Source organism: Pseudomonas tritici (assembly GCF_014268275.3).
Lineage (GTDB): Bacteria > Pseudomonadota > Gammaproteobacteria > Pseudomonadales > Pseudomonadaceae > Aquipseudomonas > Aquipseudomonas tritici.
In genome coordinates, this window is sequence record NZ_CP077084.1 from 5,741,546 (window position 1) to 5,758,303 (window position 16,758).

Consider the following 16,758-nt stretch of genomic DNA (forward strand, 5'->3'; position numbering starts at 1 on the left):
TGGTCAGGATTTCAGGTAGCCATTAGCGGCCAGAAAACTTTCGGTGATGTTACTGGCAGCAGGCTCTGCGGCCTTGTCGCCCAGCAATAGGCGCTCCAGATAACGGGCAAGCAAGTCGACTTCAAGGTTAACCCGGCGACCCGGCTGGTACGACGCCATGATGGTTTCGCTCAGGGTGTGGGGAATAATGGTCAGTTCAAATTCGGCGCCGTTCACGGCGTTCACGGTCAGGCTGGTGCCATCGACGGTGATCGAGCCTTTGTGGGCAATGTATTTGGCCAACTCTTTGGGCGCGCGGATGCGAAACTCCACGGCCCGCGCGTTTTCGCTGCGCGCCACGACTTCGCCGACGCCGTCGACGTGGCCGCTGACCAGGTGGCCGCCAAGGCGGGTGGTCGGCGTCAGGGCTTTTTCCAGGTTGACCGGGCTGCCGGCCTTAAGGTCATTCATCGCGGTGCAGTCCAGGGTTTCCCGGCTGACGTCGGCGGCGAAGCCATTGCCCGGCAGCTCGATGACGGTCAGGCACACGCCACTGACGGCGATACTGTCGCCCAGCTTGACGTCGCCCAGGTCGAGCTTGCCGGTTTCAACCAGCAGGCGTACATCGCCGCCTTTGGGGGTCATTGCACGGATGCTGCCGATGGATTCGATAATGCCGGTGAACATTTCGTTCTCCTGAAAACGGGGGGCTGACGCTCAAGCGCAGGCCGGGAATTATACGCTCGCTGCGGGGAGCGGGATGGCAGTGACTCGCCAGTCGTCGCCAACAGCGCGCATTTCAGTGATCTTGAGTTGGGGGGCGTCGGCGAGTTTCTCAAGCGGCCAGTCCAGCAAAGGCCGGGCGGCGGAGCCAAGGAACTTGCCGGCGACGAATATCACGTATTCATCCACCAGGCCTTGCTGGGCGAACGCGCCCGCCAGGCTTGGGCCGGCTTCTACCAGCACGTCATTGACGCCGCGGGCAGCCAGCGCAACCAGTGCTGAGCGCAGGTCGACCTGGCCCTCGACGCCCGGCACCACCAGGCACTCGGGGCCACGGGGGAACTGGTTTTCCGCGGTCACGCACGTGATGACCAACGCCGGGCCGGCCTTGAAGAACGGCGCATTGAGCGGCACGCGCAAGCGGCCATCGATCAGCACGCGCAACGGCGGGCGCGACATCGCCAGGGCAGTCGTGGCTTCGTCCAGGCCGAGCTCGGCGGCGCGTACGGTCAAGCGCGCACCGTCCGCCAACACTGTGTCGGCGCCCGTCAGCACCACGCTGGCCTCGGCGCGCAGGCGCTGTACCGCGGCGCGGGCGGCGGGGCCGGTGATCCATTGGCTTTCGCCGCTGGCCATCGCGGTGCGACCGTCCAGGCTCATCGCCAATTTAACCCGCACAAACGGCAGGCCGTGTTCCATGCGCTTGAGGAAACCCTTGTTGAGGGCCCTGGCTTCACCTTCCAATACACCGCTGCGTACCTCGATCCCGGCCTGGGCCAGACGCTGCATGCCGCGCCCGGCGACTTCCGGGTTAGGGTCCTGCATCGCCGCAACCACCCGCGCCAACCCGGCGCTTACCAACGCATCGGCGCACGGCGGGGTGTGACCATAGTGGCTGCAAGGTTCAAGGGTTACGTAGGCCGTGGCACCGCGAGCCTTGTTACCCGCTGCGCGCAGGGCATGCACTTCGGCATGGGGCTCGCCGGTACGCACATGCCAGCCTTCGCCGACAATCTGCCCATCACGCACAATCACGCAACCTACCCGTGGGTTGGGATGGGTGGTGTACAAGCCATTGCGTGCAAGTTCCAGGGCGCGGGCCATGTAATGGGCGTCGAGCACTGCCTGTTCAGCAGAAGGTGGGTTCATTCTTTGGCAGGCTCACGGGCCAGGCGGTCGATCTCTTCACGGAACTCATTGAGGTCCTGGAAGCGTCGATACACCGAGGCGAAACGGATATAGGCAACTTCGTCGAGCTTTTGCAGCTCGCCCATTACCAGCTCTCCAACTACCAGGCTCTTGACCTCGCGTTCGCCGGTCGCCCGCAGCTTGTGCTTGATGTGCACCAGCGCCGCTTCCAGCCGCTCGACACTCACCGGGCGTTTTTCCAAGGCGCGCTGCATACCGGCGCGTAATTTATCTTCGTCGAAAGGCTGGCGGCTGCCGTCGGACTTGATCAGACGTGGCAATACCAGTTCGGCGGTTTCGAAGGTGGTGAAACGTTCACCGCAGCCAGAGGCCAGGCATTCGCGCCGGCGACGCACTTGATCGCCCTCGGCGACCAGACGCGAGTCAATGACCTTGGTGTCGTTGGCACCGCAGAAGGGACAGTGCATGGTTGGCAGGCAACAAATAAAGGGAGGGCCATGGTAGCGCATCCCCGTGGCAAGACAAGCCATAGCCTTTACGGTATATAGGCTGACTATTATGTTTCATATCTTTTAAGCCACGGATTTTGTCCTTTCTGGAGCCGTACATGCAGTTACGACCACTTGTTTTGCTCACCCTTTTCAGTTTTCTGGTCGCCTGCAGCAGCGAAGCCCCCAAGCCGGCCGCACCTCAACCGACACCAGCGCAAGAGAAAAAAGTCCCAGGGATTGAAGACATGGGCCCCCTGCCTGCCTATCAGCGGGAAATCAGCGGCAGCCTGACCAACGTGCCGGCGGGTGCCGAAGTCGAGATGGCCTTGTTGGTCATCGACGACCGTTCGCGTCCGCAGCAACTGCTCGCCAGCAGCGTATTGAACGGCAACGGCAAGCCCTTGGCCTTCCGCCTGCGCTACAACCCCGAAGCCTTCCCAGCCGGTGCGCGGGTTGAACTGCGTGGCCGCGCCAGCCAGTCCGGCCAGTTGATCCTGCACCTGCCTGCCGTACTGATCACCCAGGCAATCACCCAGACCACCGGCCCCCTGCAACTCGTCAAGGCACCATGACGCCACCGCTGGACTTGCAAGCGGCGCTGAGCGAACTGATCGGCGACGCGCAACTGGTGCCCTGCCCGCTGCCGGGTACCGAGCTGTCTTTGTGGCTGCTGGATGCAGACAACATGGACCGCGCCTTCAGTCCCGAGGAAACCCGGCGCATCCTGCATGAACCGCCTTACTGGAGTTTTTGCTGGGCCAGTGGTTTGGCGCTGGCGCGGTATCTGGCGGCGAATCCTGAGTGGGTCGCCGGCAAGCGCGTGCTGGATTTTGGCGCGGGTTCCGGTGTGGCCGGGATTGCGGCGACTAAAGCGGGCGCGCTGGAAGTAGTCGCCTGCGACCTGGACCCGCTGGCCTTGGCATCCTGCCGGGCGAATGCCGAGCTTAATGGCGTGGAACTGGGTTATTCGGCGGACTTTTTCGCGGAAGCAGACCGCTTCGACCTGATCCTGGTGGCTGACGTGCTCTACGACCGGGCGAACCTGCCGCTGCTGGACCAGTTCCTGACCCGTGGCCGCGAAGCGTTGGTGGCGGATTCGCGGGTGCGGGACTTTCAGCACCCGGATTATCAACGGCTGGAGACTCTGGATGCGCTGACGTTGCCGGACTTGGCGGAGCCTTGGGAGTTTCGCAAGGTGAGTCTGTACCATTCGCGGCGCACTTTCAGCCAGGCTCGCCAGCCCTTATAGTTGCCCCATTCCCGCTTTATTCGAGACGCCCCATGAGTGAGCCCACGCCGTACATCTTCGACGTTACTACTGCCACCTTCGACCAGGCGGTGATCCAGAACTCCTTCGAAAAACCCGTGCTGGTGGATTTCTGGGCCGAGTGGTGCGCGCCGTGCAAGGCGTTGATGCCGATGCTCGCGAAAGTTGCCGAGAGTTATCAGGGCGAGCTGCTGCTGGCCAAGGTTGATTGCGAGGCCGAGCAGGACATCGTCGCGCGTTTTGGCATTCAAAGCCTGCCGACGGTGGTGCTGTTCAAGGATGGCCAGCCGGTGGACGGTTTTGCCGGTGCGCAGCCGGAGTCGGCGGTGCGGGCGCTGTTGGAGCCGCATGTGCAGATGCCGCCGCCAGCGGCGGCGGATCCGTTGGAGCAGGCCCAGGCGCTGTTTGCCGAAGGTCGCATCAGCGATGCCGAAGCGGTGCTGGTCGCGCTGTTGGGCGAGGACAACACCAACGCCGCCGCACTGATCCTATATGCACGCTGCCTGGCCGAGCGCGGTGAGTTGGGCGAAGCCCAGGCCGTGCTGGACGCCGTGAAAAGCGACGACCACAAAGCCGCCCTCGCCGGGGCCAAGGCGCAGATCACTTTCCTGCGCCAGGCTGCCGACCTGCCGGACGCCGCCGACTTGAAAAGCCGCCTGGCGCAAAATCCGCAGGACGATGAAGCGGCTTACAAGCTGGCGATCCAGCAACTGGCGCGCCAGCAGTACGACGCGGCGCTGGAAGGTTTGCTCAAGCTGTTCATCCGCAACCGCAGCTACAGCGAAGGCCTGCCGCACAAGACCTTGCTGCAGGTGTTCGAACTGCTGGGCAATGATCACCCGCTGGTGACCGTGTACCGCCGCAAGCTGTTTGCCGCGCTGTATTAATCGCCGACCCAACTGTACAGCGGCGTATCACCGCCGCTGGCCACTTTCACCTTGGCGCTATGGCGCAGGCGCACCAACAGGCGCTTGCCCGCCGAGGCGTCCCCCGCCAAGCCTTCCAACTGGTCGAGCAGTTCGAGGCCACTGAGTTGCCCGGCCTCGCGCAACAGATCCTGAGCGTTCTGCCACAGGTCATCATTCTGCTTTATCGGCGCAACTGTCGGCGTACTCGGTGCTGGGGCGGCCTGCAATTGCGCGCCCAGGCGTGCCCAATCAGCGTCGTCCAGCTCCAGGGTCAAGTCCACCGGCAGGTCGCCGACCGTTCCACGAATTCGCAACATCGTCGTTACTCCTGCACATTTTCCGACAGGCATGCTCCCATGCGGCTTGCGCAACGCCAAGCAGACGGTCAAACTCCCGGCACTATTGTTATAAGATCACATAACAAAACTTTCATCTTCGCTCGGGAGTTTCACCATGCGCCGTCTGTTGCTTGCTTTGCCGTTTGCCCTGCTGCCACTGGCGGTCGCCCATGCTCACGACGATCACGACCATGAACACGGCAGCCTCGGCGCCCATGAACACGGCGTTGGTCGCCTCAATGCGGTGCTCGACGGCCAAGCCCTTGAACTAGAGTTGGACAGCCCGGCGATGAACCTGGTGGGTTTCGAACACGTGGCCACCAGCGCGGCGGACAAAGCCAAAGTCGCCGCTGCACGTAAACAGCTGGAAAGCCCTGTCGCCCTGTTCAACTTGCCCAAGGCCGCCGGCTGCGTCGTCAGCACCCAGGAACTCAACAGCCCGTTGTTCGGCGACAAGCCCGAAGCCGACCATGACGATGACGATGACGCCAAAGACGGCGCCCACGAGCACCATCACGACCACAGCGAGATCCACGCCCATTACCAGTTCACCTGCGCCACGCCGACAGCCTTGAGCAATCTCGACCTGAGCCAAGTGTTCAAGACCTTCCCCGCCACCCAGAAAATTCAGGTACAACTGATCGGCCCGAGCGGCCAGCAAGGTGTTGAAGCGACGGCCACAGCAGCCACCGTTAAATTCTGATTTGAAAATGCGGTCACTGTGGGAGCTGGCTTGCCTGCGAACGGATCGCCTCGGTATGTCTGGAAAAACCGAGTCGCCCGCATCGCAGGCAAGCCAGCTCCCACAACGGATCGGCGCCATTTTCTACAACCAGGCACTACTGATTTAACATGACCCAAGCATTGATTGAACTGTCTGACCTGGGCTTTAACTGGCCCGGGCACCCACAGTTGCTGGACATCCCCGCTTTCCGCCTGGAAGCAGGTGAAACCCTGTTTCTGAAGGGCCCGAGCGGCAGTGGCAAAACCACGCTACTGGGCCTGCTCGGCGGCGTACAGAAACCCAGCCAGGGCAGCATCCGATTGCTCGGCCAGGAGCTGACCGAACTGTCGGCCGGCGCCCGCGACCGCTTCCGTGTCGACCACACCGGCTACATCTTCCAGCAGTTCAACCTGCTGCCGTTCCTGTCGGTGCGCGAGAACGTCGAGTTGCCCTGCCACTTTTCCACGCTGCGCGCGCAGCGGGCGAAACAACGTCACGGCAGTGTCGACCGCGCCGCCGCGACCTTGCTGGCGCACCTGGGTTTGAAAGACAAAGACCTGCTGGAACGCCGCGCCGACTCGCTGTCCATCGGCCAGCAACAACGGGTGGCCGCCGCTCGCGCGCTGATCGGTCAACCCGAGTTGGTGATCGCCGACGAGCCCACCTCGGCCCTGGACTACGACGCCCGCGAAGCGTTCCTTCAGCTGTTGTTCGCTGAATGCCGCGAAGCCGGCGCCAGCCTGTTGTTTGTCAGCCATGACCAAAGCCTGGCCGCGCTGTTCGACCGCCACCTGTCGCTGGCCGAACTCAATCGCGCCGCCACGCCCGCAGAGGTTTGAGATGTATCTGTTCCGACTAGCCATGGCCAGCCTGGCTAACCGCCGCTTTACCGCGATCCTCACCGCATTCGCCATCGCCCTGTCTGTGTGCCTGCTGCTGGCCGTGGAACGCGTGCGTGTCGAGGCGCGCAACAGTTTCGCCAGCACCATCAGCGGCACCGACCTGATCGTCGGCGCCCGCTCCGGCTCGGTGAACCTGCTGCTGTATTCGGTGTTTCGCATCGGCAATGCCACCAACAATATCCGCTGGGACAGCTACGAGCACTTCGCCGCCAGCCCCCAGGTGAAATGGGCGATCCCGATTTCCTTGGGTGATTCCCACCGCGGCTACCGCGTGATGGGCACCAACGAGTCCTACTTCGAGCACTACCAATACGGTCGCAAGCAAAACCTTGAACTGGCCAGCGGCCGCGCCTTCGCCACCGACCCGTTCGAAGTGGTGCTCGGCGCCGAAGTGGCTGACGCACTGCACTACAAACTCGGCGACAAACTGGTGCTGGCCCATGGCGTGGCGGTGGTCAGCCTGGTCAAGCACGATGACAAACCCTTCACCGTGGTCGGCATCCTCAAGCGCACCGGCACGCCGGTGGACCGTACCTTGCACATCAGCCTCGGTGGCATGGAGGCGATCCACATTGATTGGCACAACGGCGTGCCGGCTCAAGGCAAAGGCCGCATCAGCGCCGATCAAGCACGCAACATGGACCTCACACCGCAAGCCATCACCGCGTTCATGCTTGGCCTGAACAACAAGATTTCCACCTTCGCCCTGCAACGCGAGATCAACGAATTCCGTGGCGAGCCGATGTTGGCGATCCTGCCGGGCGTAGCGCTGCAAGAACTGTGGAGCATGATGGGCACCGCTGAAAAAGCGCTGTTTGTGATCTCACTGTTCGTGGTGCTCACGGGCCTGATCGGCATGCTCACGGCGATCCTCACCAGCCTCAACGAGCGCCGTCGCGAAATGGCGATCCTGCGCTCGGTGGGCGCACGGCCATGGCATATTGCGACCTTGCTGATCTTTGAAGCCTTTGCCCTGGCGCTGTCCGGCGTGATCGCGGGCGTGGGCCTGCTGTACGTGTGCATCGCCGCCTCGCGCGGTTACCTGCAGGCCAATTACGGCCTGGACCTGCCCATGTCGTGGCCCAGCGAATATGAATGGACGCTGCTCGCCGGTATCCTGGCCGCCGCGCTGTTGATGGGCAGCGTGCCCGCGTGGCGCGCCTATCGACAATCCCTGGCCGACGGCCTGTCCATACGTTTATGAGGAAGGCCTTGATGCGTCGCGCCCTCGCTGCACTGTTTTTGCTGGTGGCCCTGCCCGCCTGGGCCGCCGAGCCCAAGGAACTGACCTGGTCGGAGCTGATCCCGCCGGATGCCATGCCCGAAGTGCCCAATATGCAGCCGCTGCACAACCTGTCCGGCATGGCGGATGCACTGGAGTCGGCGCCGGCGGCCAAGCAGGAAATGCCCCACGCGCCTGTGGTGCAAAGCCTTGATGGCAAGCGCATCCGCCTGCCCGGTTATATCGTGCCGTTGGAAGTCGGCGAAAACGGCCGCACCACTGAATTCTTGCTGGTGCCGTATTTCGGCGCGTGCATCCACGTTCCGCCACCGCCATCGAACCAGATCGTGCACGTTAAAAGTGAAGTCGGCGTGAAGCTCGATGAGCTGTATCAACCGTACTGGATCGAAGGCGCGATGCGGGTCAAACCGTCCACCAGCGAACTGGCCGACGCCGGTTACCAGATGGATGCCGAGAAGATTTACATCTACGAGCTGCCGGAATAGCGCTGATCGCCCTTTCATTGAGCTGAGTCAAAAGATCGAGCGGAACGATCTTTACCATTGGACGTACAACTTTTAACGTCCTTTTGGAGCTCCCATGAACAAGTCTCTGCTCGGCGCGTCCCTCTTCGCGCTCGCCCTCGCTGCCCCTGTCGCACACGCTCACGAAGCGGGCGACATTCTGGTTCGCGCCGGTGCAATCACCGTGAATCCGAAGGCTGATAGCAGCACCGTCAAAGTTGACCAAGGCCCATTGGCCGGCGCCAACCTGGGCGGCAAGGCGACCATGAGCAGCGACACCCAACTGGGCCTGAACTTCGCCTACATGCTGACCAACCACGTCGGTATCGAACTGCTGGCCGCCACGCCGTTCGAGCACGACGTGAAGATCAAAGGCACCGCCCTAGGCGCCGCCAACGGCAAGCTCGGCACCCTGAAACACCTGCCGCCAACACTGAGCGTCGTGTACTACCCGTTGGATAACAAATCGGCCTTACAACCTTACGTAGGCGCCGGTATCAACTACACCTGGATCTACGACGAGCACGTCGGCAGCCGTGCCCAAGGCGCAGGTTTCAGCAACTTCAAGGCTGAAAACTCCTGGGGCTGGGCTGCACAGATCGGCGCGGACTACATGATCAACGACAAGTGGATGATCAACGCCCAGGCGCGCTACATCGACATCAGCACCAAGGCCACCGTGGAAAACAACGCCGTGGCACCTGGCACTCGCGCCAAGGTCAATGTGGACGTGGACCCGATGGTTTACATGGTGGGTATTGGTTACAAGTTCTAATCCCGACCTAAGCACACTGCATAACCAAATGTGGGAGGGGGGTTGTGTGGGAGCCGGGCTTGCCCGCGATGCAGACACCTCGGTGTATCAGTGATACCGAGGTGGTGCTATCGCAGGCAAGCCAGCGCCCACACAAGCCCCCTCCCACATTTTGGTTTTGCGTGTAGTCAGCTGTGCCGATAGAACCGATCCAGCAACGCCGGCAACCCCGCCCGCCACGCCCGTGGCTTGATGCCAAAGGTATGGAGGATTTTCTTGCAGGCGAGCACCGCGTGTTGCGGTTCTTCACTTGCATCCGGCCGGGCCGCATGGGCCTGGGCGGTGGGGGATTCGATCGCCAACGGATGAAAGTTGCGCGCTTCTGTGAGGATCGCCTGGCCCAGCGCCAACGGCGTGGTCGCCTCATGGCCCGCGTAGTGGTAAGTGCCCCACAACGGCGCCGCGCAATCGAGTTGCTTGAGCACCGAAATGATCACCCGCGCCGCATCGTCCACTGGCGTCGGGTTGCCGCGCCGGTCGTCAGCCATCAGTAATTCATCGGGTTTTTCGGCCCGGGCCAGGAAGCGCCCGAGGGTGCCGTCGACGCTGTCATCCAGCAGCCAGCCAAACCGCAGCAACACATGTTGCGGGCAAGTGGCGCGCACACTTTGTTCGATACGCCACAACGCCTGGCCGCGCAGGCCCAGGGGCACCGGCTCGTCTTTTTCGCTGTAGGCGGTGGCGCGAGAGCCATCGAACACGCGGTAGCTGGACGGTTGCAGCAAAGTGATGTTGTGGTGCTGGCACAGCTCGGCCAGACGCTCAATGGCGAACTCCTGGGAGGCCAGGCGCGTTTCGCTGACCGCTTCGGCCTGGAACCAGTCGAAATAGTAGGCGAGGTTGATCAACGCATCGGGACGGGTGTCGTCGAGCAATTGGGTGAGGCTCGCGGCATCCCAGCCGTCTTGGGGCGGTTTGGGTGCGAGGAAACCAATGTCTTCCTCTGCACCGAGGCGAATCAGCGCCTGCCCGAGGGCATTCCCGCCGCCCAGTAACATAAGGCGCATTCGCATAGAGTGTGCAGGCCCGGTCTGTTTAGAACGATGGTTATTCAGGTATTTGTCAGAATCGTTGCATTTTGCGGGTTTGTAGCGCAACCGTCACGGACAAACTGCGCGATTGCAACTTGTTGGAGCGGGCGGTATCAATCACTCCATGAACCTTCCTGAATCCACCGACAGCGCATTGAACGGCTTCCACCCCGCCGTCAGTGCCTGGTTCCGCAGCACCTTCCCTTCGGTGACAAGCGCCCAGGCCCAGGCATGGCCGCTGATCCGCCAACGCCAATCGACGCTGATCGCCGCGCCCACCGGCTCCGGCAAGACACTCACAGCCTTTTTGGCGGTGCTGGATGACTTGGTCCAGCAAGGATTGGCGAACGGCGGGCAACTGCCGGATGAAACCCTGGTGGTCTACGTGTCGCCGCTGAAGGCGCTGTCCAACGACATCCAGATCAACCTGCAGAATCCGCTTGCCGGGATCACTCAACACTTACAGAACCAGGGCCTGCCGCCGCTGGTGATCCGCACCGCCGTGCGCACGGGCGACACCCCGCAAAAAGACCGCGTGCAAATGCGCAAGCGCCCGCCGCACATTCTGGTGACCACCCCGGAATCGCTCTACGTGCTGCTGGGCTCGGACTCCGGTCGGCAAATGCTCGCCAGCACGCGCACGGTGATCGTCGATGAAATCCACGCCATCGCGGCCGGCAAACGTGGCAGCCATTTGGCGTTGAGCCTGGAGCGCCTACAAGCGCTGTGTGCCGAGCCGCTGACGCGCATTGGCTTGTCGGCCACGCAAAAGCCCATCGATGCGGTGTCACGTTTCCTGGTGGGTACGGGTCGCCCCTGCGCGATTGTGGACATTGGCCACGCGCGCCCGCGCGACCTGAATATCGAGGTGCCGCCGGTCCCGCTCTCGGCAGTAATGGCCAACGATGTGTGGGAGTTGGTCTACGACCGTCTCGCCGAATTGGCCCGCGAGCACCGCACCACGCTGGTGTTCGTCAACACCCGCCGTCTGGCCGAACGCCTGGCCCGGCATTTGAGCGAACGCCTGGGCAAAACCGCCGTGGCCGCTCACCACGGCAGCCTGGCCAAGGAAATGCGCCTGGACGCCGAACAACGGCTCAAGGCCGGTGAGCTGCAAGTGCTGATCGCCACCGCGTCCCTGGAGCTGGGGATTGATATCGGCGACGTGGATTTGGTCTGTCAGATCGGCTCGCCCGGCTCCATCAACGGTTTTCTGCAAAGAGTGGGACGCTCCGGCCACCAGGTCGGCGGCACACCCAAAGGTCGCTTGTTCGCCACCACGCGCGACGACTTGATCGAATGCGCCGCGCTGCTCGATTGCGTACGTCGGGGTGAGCTGGACACCTTGCACATACCGGTCGCGCCGTTGGACGTGCTGGCCCAACAGATCATCGCCGAGGTCAGCGCCCAGGAATGGTCGGAGCAGGCCTTGCTCGACCTGATCCGCCGCGCCGCGCCCTACGCCGAGCTGGATGAACGCCATTACCAAGCGCTGCTGCAGATGCTCAGCGACGGCTACAACGGCCGCCAGGGCATCCGCAGCGCCTACCTGCACCGCGACGCCCTGACCCGCACCCTGCGCGGTCGGCGCGGCGCCAAACTCACTGCCGTGACCAGCGGCGGCACCATTCCCGATAATGCCGACTACAGCGTGTTGCTCGAACCCCAGAGCCTGAACATCGGCAGCGTCAACGAAGACTTTGCAGTGGAAAGCATCGCTGGGGATATCTTCCAGCTCGGCAATACGTCCTACCGAATCCTGCGGGTCGACGCCGGCAAGGTGCGCGTCGAGGATGCCCATGGCCAGCCGCCGACCATTCCGTTCTGGCTCGGCGAAGCGCCGGGGCGCAGCAACGAATTGTCGGCGGCGGTGGCGCGCTTGCAGGGCCAATTGGACGCGCTGCTCAGCGCCACGCCCGGCAACCTGCAAGCCGCGCAGGACTGGCTCATCGAAACCCTCGGCCTGAACCGCGCCAGCGCCGAACAAATCCTCGATTACCTGGCGCGCACACGCTTAGCCCTGAGCGCCCTGCCGTCCCAGGACACGTTGATCATGGAGCGTTTCTTCGACGCGTCCGGCGGCACCCAACTGATCATCCACACGCCGTTCGGCAGCCGCGTCAACCGCGCCTGGGGCCTGGCCTTGCGCAAGCGTTTTTGCCGCACCTTCAATTTCGAATTGCAGGCCGCCGCCAGCGAAAATGCGATCGTGCTGTCGCTGTCCACCAGCCACAGTTTCGAGCTGGACGAGGTGTGGCGTTACCTCAACAGCCACAGCGCCGAACATATCCTGATCCAGGCCGTGCTGGAGGCGCCGCTGTTCGGCGTGCGCTGGCGCTGGAATGCCGGTGTGGCCCTGGCATTACCGCGCTTTACCGGCGGGCGCAAGGTGGCGCCGCAGATCCAGCGCATGAAAAGCGAAGACCTGATCGCCAGTGTGTTTCCCGACCAGATCGCCTGCCTGGAAAACCTCGCCGGCGAGCGCGAAGTGCCTGAACACCCGCTGGTCGAGCAAACCCTCGACGACTGCCTGCACGACGCCATGGACAGCGAGGCCTGGCTGGCCCTGCTGCGGCGCATGGAGCGCGGCGACGTGCGCCTGATCAGTCGCGACCTGCCGGCGCCCTCGCCGATGGCCGCCGAAATACTCAGTGCGCGCCCCTATACTTTTCTTGACGATGCGCCGCTAGAAGAGCGCCGCACCCAGGCCGTGCTCAACCGACGCTGGAGCGACCCGCAAAGCACCGACGACCTCGGCGCGCTGGATGCTGACGCTATTGCCGGCGTGCGCGAAGAAGCCTGGCCGGCACCCAACGGGCTGGATGAAATGCATGAGGCGTTGATGAGCCTGGCGTGTATCGCCGCTGCCGAAGTCTCCCCGCCATGGGCGCAATGGCTGCACGCCTTGGCCAAGAGCGGTCGTGCCTTTCAATTGCACAATGGCCTATGGGTTGCCGTTGAACGCTTGAGTTGCTTGCAGGCGATCTACCCCAACGACTTGCCGCTGTTACCTGGTTTCGATGAGCCCTGGACCTTTGATGAGGCCGTGGTAGAAGTGCTGCGCGCACGCCTCGGTGGGTTCGGCCCGCTGAGCCTGAGCGAGATCGCCGCGCCATTGGCCTTGCCAGAAACTGACGTGCTCCAGGCGCTGGCCCGCCTGGAGCAGGAAGGCTATGTGTTACGCGGCCATTTCAGCCCTGCTGCCACTGAGGAGCAATGGTGCGAACGCCACCTGCTGGCGCGTATTCATCGCTATACAGTCAAGCGCCTGCGCCGGGAAATCGAGCCGGTGGCGCTGCAGGACTTCATGCGGTTTCTGTTCGATTGGCAGCACTTGTCCGACGGCACACGCGGTCAGGGCAGCGCGATGTTGCCGCAGATCGTCGCGCAGTTTGAAGGGTATGCCGCCGCCACGTCCGCCTGGGAGAGCGACCTGCTCAGCGCACGGCTCAAGGATTACGCCTCCACCTGGCTCGACGACCTGTGCCGCAGCGGCAAACTGGTGTGGACGCGTTTGAGCAACAAGGCCGGCGCCATGGCATTACGCAGTACGCCAGTGGTGTTACTGCCGCGCAGCCAGGTGGGACTGTGGAGCGGACTGACCGAACTCACCGACGCCACCACACTGTCGCCCAAGGCGCAGAAGGTGCATCAAGCCCTGCGCGACCACGGCGCGCTGTTTTTTGATGAGCTGGTGCACGAGGCCCACTTGCTGCGCAGCGAACTGGAAAGCGCCTTGCAGGAACTGGTCGGCGCCGGGCTGGTAAACGCCGACAGCTTCGCCGGCCTGCGCGCCCTGACCACACCCGCCAGCAAACGCCAGGCGCGCAGCAGTCGGCGTGGGCGCGGCGCGTTTATCGGCGGCATGGACGACGCCGGGCGCTGGGCCTTGGTGCGGCGTTCACCCACCGCCGCTGGCGCGCATTCGGCCGAGACGCTGGAGCATGTGGCAATGACCTTGCTGCGCCGCTATGGCGTGGTGTTCTGGCGGTTGCTCGAGCGTGAGGCGGATTGGCTACCAAGCTGGCGCGAGTTGCTGCGCACTTTTCATCGGCTGGAAGCACGCGGGGAGATTCGCGGGGGGCGGTTTGTCAGTGGGTTGGCGGGAGAACAGTTTGCGCTGCCGGAGGCGATCCCGTTGCTGCGTGAAGTGCGACGTCGGGCCCATGACGGCAGTTTGATTGTTGTGTGTGGGGCTGATCCGTTGAACTTGGTGGGTACGTTGTTGCCGGGTACCAAGGTGCCCGCGGTGAGTGGCAATCGGATCGTATATCGGGACGGGTTGCCGGCGGCGGTGATGGTGGCGGGCAAGCAGCAGGTGTTGATGGAGGTGGATCAGTTGGCGGTGCGGAATAAACTGATTAACCGTCCGTAACGTAGCAGCTGTCGAGCGCCAGCGAGGCTGCGTCGGCAGCACCGCCAAATTCGTGTCAGGCATATTATCGAGTCGCGTCCGACGCAGCCTCGCTGGCGCTCGACAGCTGCTACGGGTTGTGAAGGTTACTGAGTCCGAGGCTGCTCCGTCAGCACCACCGAAGCCGGCACCTCTGCATCCGGTTCATCCCTCTGCGGCGCACGCTTGGGCAACAACACCTGCTGTGGATAAGTCTGCGCGAAGTGCACCTCGTCACAATTATCCACAAGCTTTTTCAGCCGCTGGTTAAACGCGCGACTCACCGCGTATTGCCCGCCCGAGACCGTACGGAACTGCGCCGTCAGCACCACGCCGTTGAGGTCCATCTTGTCGACGCCAAACACCTCCAGCGGGCCTTGCAGGTTGTACTTGAGGAACACATCATCGCGAATCGATTGCCCGGCCTCGCGGATCAATTCCACCGCCTTGTCCACGTCCGTGTCGTAGGTGAACTGCACTGAGAAGAATGCATAGGCAAACTGCCGCGACTGGTTGGTAACCGCCTTGATCTGCCCGAACGGCACCGAATGCACAAACCCCTTGCCGTCGCGCAGGCGCAGGGTACGGATGGTCAGGCCTTCGACCGTGCCGGCGTGGCCGGAATCGAGCACTACCCAGTCGCCGATGGACAGGGTGTCTTCAATGATGATGAACAGCCCGGTGATCACATCCTGCACCAGCTGCTGGGAACCAAAACCGATAGCCAGGCCAACCACGCCGGCACCGGCCAGCAGCGGTGCAACGTTGATGCCGAGGTTGGCCATGGTGGTGATTGCGCAAATCACCACCAGGATGATTTTCACCGCATTGCGCACCAGCGGCAGGATGGTTTTCACCCGGGTGCTGGGCTGGCGGCTCGAGCGTTTGTTGACCGGCGGTTTCAGCGCTTCCTGAATCGCCGTATCCAGGACCACCCAGAACAGCCAGGTCATCAGCAGGATCAAGCCAATGCTGCTGAGGGAATCGCTGATCGCTCGACCGATCGAGTTGCGCTCGGCGAATTCAAACAGCGAGACGCCCCAGATACGCCCGAGGACTTCAATAAACCCGATCGCCATCGCGATACGCAAGATCGCGTGCAGCAAGCTGAGGAAACGCTCCTTGTAAGCACTGCTGCGCTGGATCGCCACTTGGCTGCGCGACTTGAACAGGTGTTGCAGCACAGTGCTCAGGAACACCGTGCCGATCAGCAAAATGGTGGTGAGCAGCGCGCAGCGCAGGGCTTTCTGATTATCGTCCCCGGCGCCGATCAGGTTGATCGCCGAAACCAGCACCATCAGCAGGATCGGCCAATACCAGAGCCCGGAAAATATCCGCAGCGATTGTTGCAACGCCGGGTGTTTAAGGCGCTGGGACAGCGCCCGATTACGAATCAGGTGCGCGACCGGGCGACGCAGGCGAATCACCAGCATGCCGAAAATCACCGCCGCAAACAGGCCGGTAAACACCGCAATGCCGCTGGTGATATTGCCGCCGAACTGGCGGGCGATCTGCGGGCTGGTCAGCGCATCGCTGAGGGCGGCGAGGAACCCGATCATGAACAGTGGCTTTGGGCAGTAATCGCGGATGATCTGCACGGCCGGGCGTTTATGCCCGACGTTAAACATCACGATCACGCACAGCAGGATGGACGTGGAGAAGATGCCGCTACTGGTCGCATAGGCAAAACACAACGCCAGCGCCCGGCCGATGGAGGTCGGCAAAAAATGACTGACGTAAAGCGTCAGCGGTAGACAGATCACGGCCGGGATCGTGTAGGGCATCAGATAGCCGAGTACGCCTTGCAAGCGTCCACGCCGTTCAACAAAGGGACGTTGACTGATACGCCTGACCAACATGCGCCCCAGGAAGGTCAAAAGCGCGAAGGCGCCGATCCAAACGCCGGACAACAGCAGGAAGTCCCCGGCCACGCTCCATGGCGAGCGGTCCGAGGGACGGTTGACCAGGCGCCCCACCTCATTGGCCGCACGGTCGGCGCGCAGGCGCCAGGCGTCAAGGAGGTTCTGGTTGAGATCAAGCTTGTCCTGCACATCATCGATGCTGGAGCTGATGGCCCCGAGCAGGCCGCCCTCGACCAGGATTTCCGGCTTGGCCGGCGTTTCGGCTTCAGGCGCGGCCGCCGCGGCGTGCACTGCGCCGCTGCCGCAAAACAGCAGCGCGCCGAGCAGTAATGCAGTCTTTGAATTCAGCAAAACACCGGGCTCCTTGAGGTAGGTCTGTAAGGAACTGACGGGTTTTGGCGCTGATCGTTCCCGTCTAGAACGCAATGCGC

General features: G+C 62.7%; 15 protein-coding genes. 9 read left to right on the forward strand and 6 right to left on the reverse strand.

All coding sequences use genetic code 11. The annotated features are described in order from the left end of the window. Positions 1-3 precede the first annotated feature (3 nt). Genes HU722_RS26325 through nrdR form a run of 3 tightly spaced genes read right to left on the reverse strand, consistent with a single transcriptional unit; the run spans position 4 to position 2,318 of the window. The gene (locus tag HU722_RS26325) at positions 4-666 is read right to left on the reverse strand and encodes a riboflavin synthase (protein ID WP_065873722.1); all 663 of its coding nucleotides are present in this window, start codon (positions 664-666) and stop codon (positions 4-6) included. A 48-nt stretch (positions 667-714) separates the two neighbouring features. Continuing rightward, positions 715-1,851 carry a bifunctional diaminohydroxyphosphoribosylaminopyrimidine deaminase/5-amino-6-(5-phosphoribosylamino)uracil reductase RibD gene (gene ribD, locus HU722_RS26330; RefSeq protein ID WP_065873723.1) on the reverse strand — a complete coding sequence of 379 codons (1,137 nt, stop codon included), beginning with the start codon at positions 1,849-1,851 and terminating at the stop codon, positions 715-717. Continuing rightward, positions 1,848-2,318 (reverse strand): transcriptional regulator NrdR, encoded by a 471-nt coding sequence (nrdR, locus tag HU722_RS26335; protein ID WP_049713467.1) that lies wholly within the window; start codon positions 2,316-2,318, stop codon positions 1,848-1,850. Before nrdR ends, ribD begins: the two co-directional genes overlap by 4 nt. 140 nt (positions 2,319-2,458) lie before the next feature. Between nrdR and HU722_RS26340 the strand changes: the two genes are divergently transcribed. Genes HU722_RS26340 through trxA form a run of 3 tightly spaced genes read left to right on the forward strand, consistent with a single transcriptional unit; the run spans position 2,459 to position 4,496 of the window. Continuing rightward, positions 2,459-2,914: a YbaY family lipoprotein gene (locus HU722_RS26340; RefSeq protein ID WP_065891192.1), complete on the forward strand. Its 456-nt coding sequence runs from the start codon at positions 2,459-2,461 to the stop codon at positions 2,912-2,914. Continuing rightward, on the forward strand, positions 2,911-3,591 hold the full coding sequence (locus tag HU722_RS26345; RefSeq protein WP_065881119.1) for a class I SAM-dependent methyltransferase: 681 nt from the start codon (positions 2,911-2,913) through the stop codon (positions 3,589-3,591). Before HU722_RS26340 ends, HU722_RS26345 begins: the two co-directional genes overlap by 4 nt. Before the next feature lie 32 nt (positions 3,592-3,623). Beyond that, positions 3,624-4,496, forward strand: a complete 873-nt coding sequence (gene trxA / locus HU722_RS26350) for a thioredoxin (protein WP_186754938.1) — start codon at positions 3,624-3,626, stop codon at positions 4,494-4,496. On the opposite strand, the gene HU722_RS26355 is transcribed toward trxA, so the two are convergent. Further along, a complete protein-coding gene (locus HU722_RS26355; RefSeq protein WP_065891194.1) occupies positions 4,493-4,834 on the reverse strand; it encodes a hypothetical protein in 342 nt (113 codons plus the stop codon). The genes trxA and HU722_RS26355 overlap by 4 nt on opposite strands. Positions 4,835-4,970: 136 nt before the next feature. On the opposite strand from HU722_RS26355, the gene HU722_RS26360 reads away from it, so the two are divergent. From HU722_RS26360 to HU722_RS26380, 5 genes are all read left to right on the forward strand, one after another. After that, on the forward strand, positions 4,971-5,558 hold the full coding sequence (locus tag HU722_RS26360; protein ID WP_065873728.1) for a DUF2796 domain-containing protein: 588 nt from the start codon (positions 4,971-4,973) through the stop codon (positions 5,556-5,558). A 149-nt stretch (positions 5,559-5,707) separates the two neighbouring features. Next, on the forward strand, positions 5,708-6,418 hold the full coding sequence (locus HU722_RS26365) for an ABC transporter ATP-binding protein (protein ID WP_065873729.1): 711 nt from the start codon (positions 5,708-5,710) through the stop codon (positions 6,416-6,418). 1 nt (position 6,419) lies between these two features. Next, on the forward strand, positions 6,420-7,685 hold the full coding sequence (locus HU722_RS26370; protein WP_027605183.1) for an ABC transporter permease: 1,266 nt from the start codon (positions 6,420-6,422) through the stop codon (positions 7,683-7,685). 11 nt (positions 7,686-7,696) lie between these two features. Continuing rightward, a complete protein-coding gene (locus tag HU722_RS26375) occupies positions 7,697-8,209 on the forward strand; it encodes a DUF3299 domain-containing protein (protein ID WP_065873730.1) in 513 nt (170 codons plus the stop codon). 94 nt (positions 8,210-8,303) lie between these two features. Then, complete coding sequence (locus tag HU722_RS26380; protein WP_065891195.1) at positions 8,304-9,002, forward strand: OmpW/AlkL family protein; 699 nt, start codon at positions 8,304-8,306, stop codon at positions 9,000-9,002. A 167-nt stretch (positions 9,003-9,169) separates the two neighbouring features. Here HU722_RS26380 and HU722_RS26385 read toward each other — a convergent pair whose 3' ends face one another. Then, entirely contained in the window at positions 9,170-10,054 is an 885-nt protein-coding gene (locus tag HU722_RS26385) for a sugar nucleotide-binding protein (RefSeq protein ID WP_083207053.1), read from the reverse strand. A gap of 142 nt (positions 10,055-10,196) precedes the next feature. On the opposite strand from HU722_RS26385, the gene HU722_RS26390 reads away from it, so the two are divergent. Further along, a complete protein-coding gene (locus tag HU722_RS26390; protein WP_065891196.1) occupies positions 10,197-14,447 on the forward strand; it encodes a DEAD/DEAH box helicase in 4,251 nt (1,416 codons plus the stop codon). A 125-nt stretch (positions 14,448-14,572) separates the two neighbouring features. On the opposite strand, the gene HU722_RS26395 is transcribed toward HU722_RS26390, so the two are convergent. Then, positions 14,573-16,678: a mechanosensitive ion channel family protein gene (locus HU722_RS26395; protein WP_065872576.1), complete on the reverse strand. Its 2,106-nt coding sequence runs from the start codon at positions 16,676-16,678 to the stop codon at positions 14,573-14,575. Positions 16,679-16,758 lie beyond the last annotated feature (80 nt).

Coding starts and splice junctions, on each gene's coding strand:
- HU722_RS26325 (WP_065873722.1), bottom strand. CDS start 666: ATGTTCACCGGCATTATCGAATCCATCGGCAGCATCCGTGCAATGACC.
- ribD (WP_065873723.1), bottom strand. CDS start 1,851: ATGAACCCACCTTCTGCTGAACAGGCAGTGCTCGACGCCCATTACATG.
- nrdR (WP_049713467.1), bottom strand. CDS start 2,318: ATGCACTGTCCCTTCTGCGGTGCCAACGACACCAAGGTCATTGACTCG.
- HU722_RS26340 (WP_065891192.1), top strand. CDS start 2,459: ATGCAGTTACGACCACTTGTTTTGCTCACCCTTTTCAGTTTTCTGGTC.
- HU722_RS26345 (WP_065881119.1), top strand. CDS start 2,911: ATGACGCCACCGCTGGACTTGCAAGCGGCGCTGAGCGAACTGATCGGC.
- trxA (WP_186754938.1), top strand. CDS start 3,624: ATGAGTGAGCCCACGCCGTACATCTTCGACGTTACTACTGCCACCTTC.
- HU722_RS26355 (WP_065891194.1), bottom strand. CDS start 4,834: ATGTTGCGAATTCGTGGAACGGTCGGCGACCTGCCGGTGGACTTGACC.
- HU722_RS26360 (WP_065873728.1), top strand. CDS start 4,971: ATGCGCCGTCTGTTGCTTGCTTTGCCGTTTGCCCTGCTGCCACTGGCG.
- HU722_RS26365 (WP_065873729.1), top strand. CDS start 5,708: ATGACCCAAGCATTGATTGAACTGTCTGACCTGGGCTTTAACTGGCCC.
- HU722_RS26370 (WP_027605183.1), top strand. CDS start 6,420: ATGTATCTGTTCCGACTAGCCATGGCCAGCCTGGCTAACCGCCGCTTT.
- HU722_RS26375 (WP_065873730.1), top strand. CDS start 7,697: ATGCGTCGCGCCCTCGCTGCACTGTTTTTGCTGGTGGCCCTGCCCGCC.
- HU722_RS26380 (WP_065891195.1), top strand. CDS start 8,304: ATGAACAAGTCTCTGCTCGGCGCGTCCCTCTTCGCGCTCGCCCTCGCT.
- HU722_RS26385 (WP_083207053.1), bottom strand. CDS start 10,054: ATGCGAATGCGCCTTATGTTACTGGGCGGCGGGAATGCCCTCGGGCAG.
- HU722_RS26390 (WP_065891196.1), top strand. CDS start 10,197: ATGAACCTTCCTGAATCCACCGACAGCGCATTGAACGGCTTCCACCCC.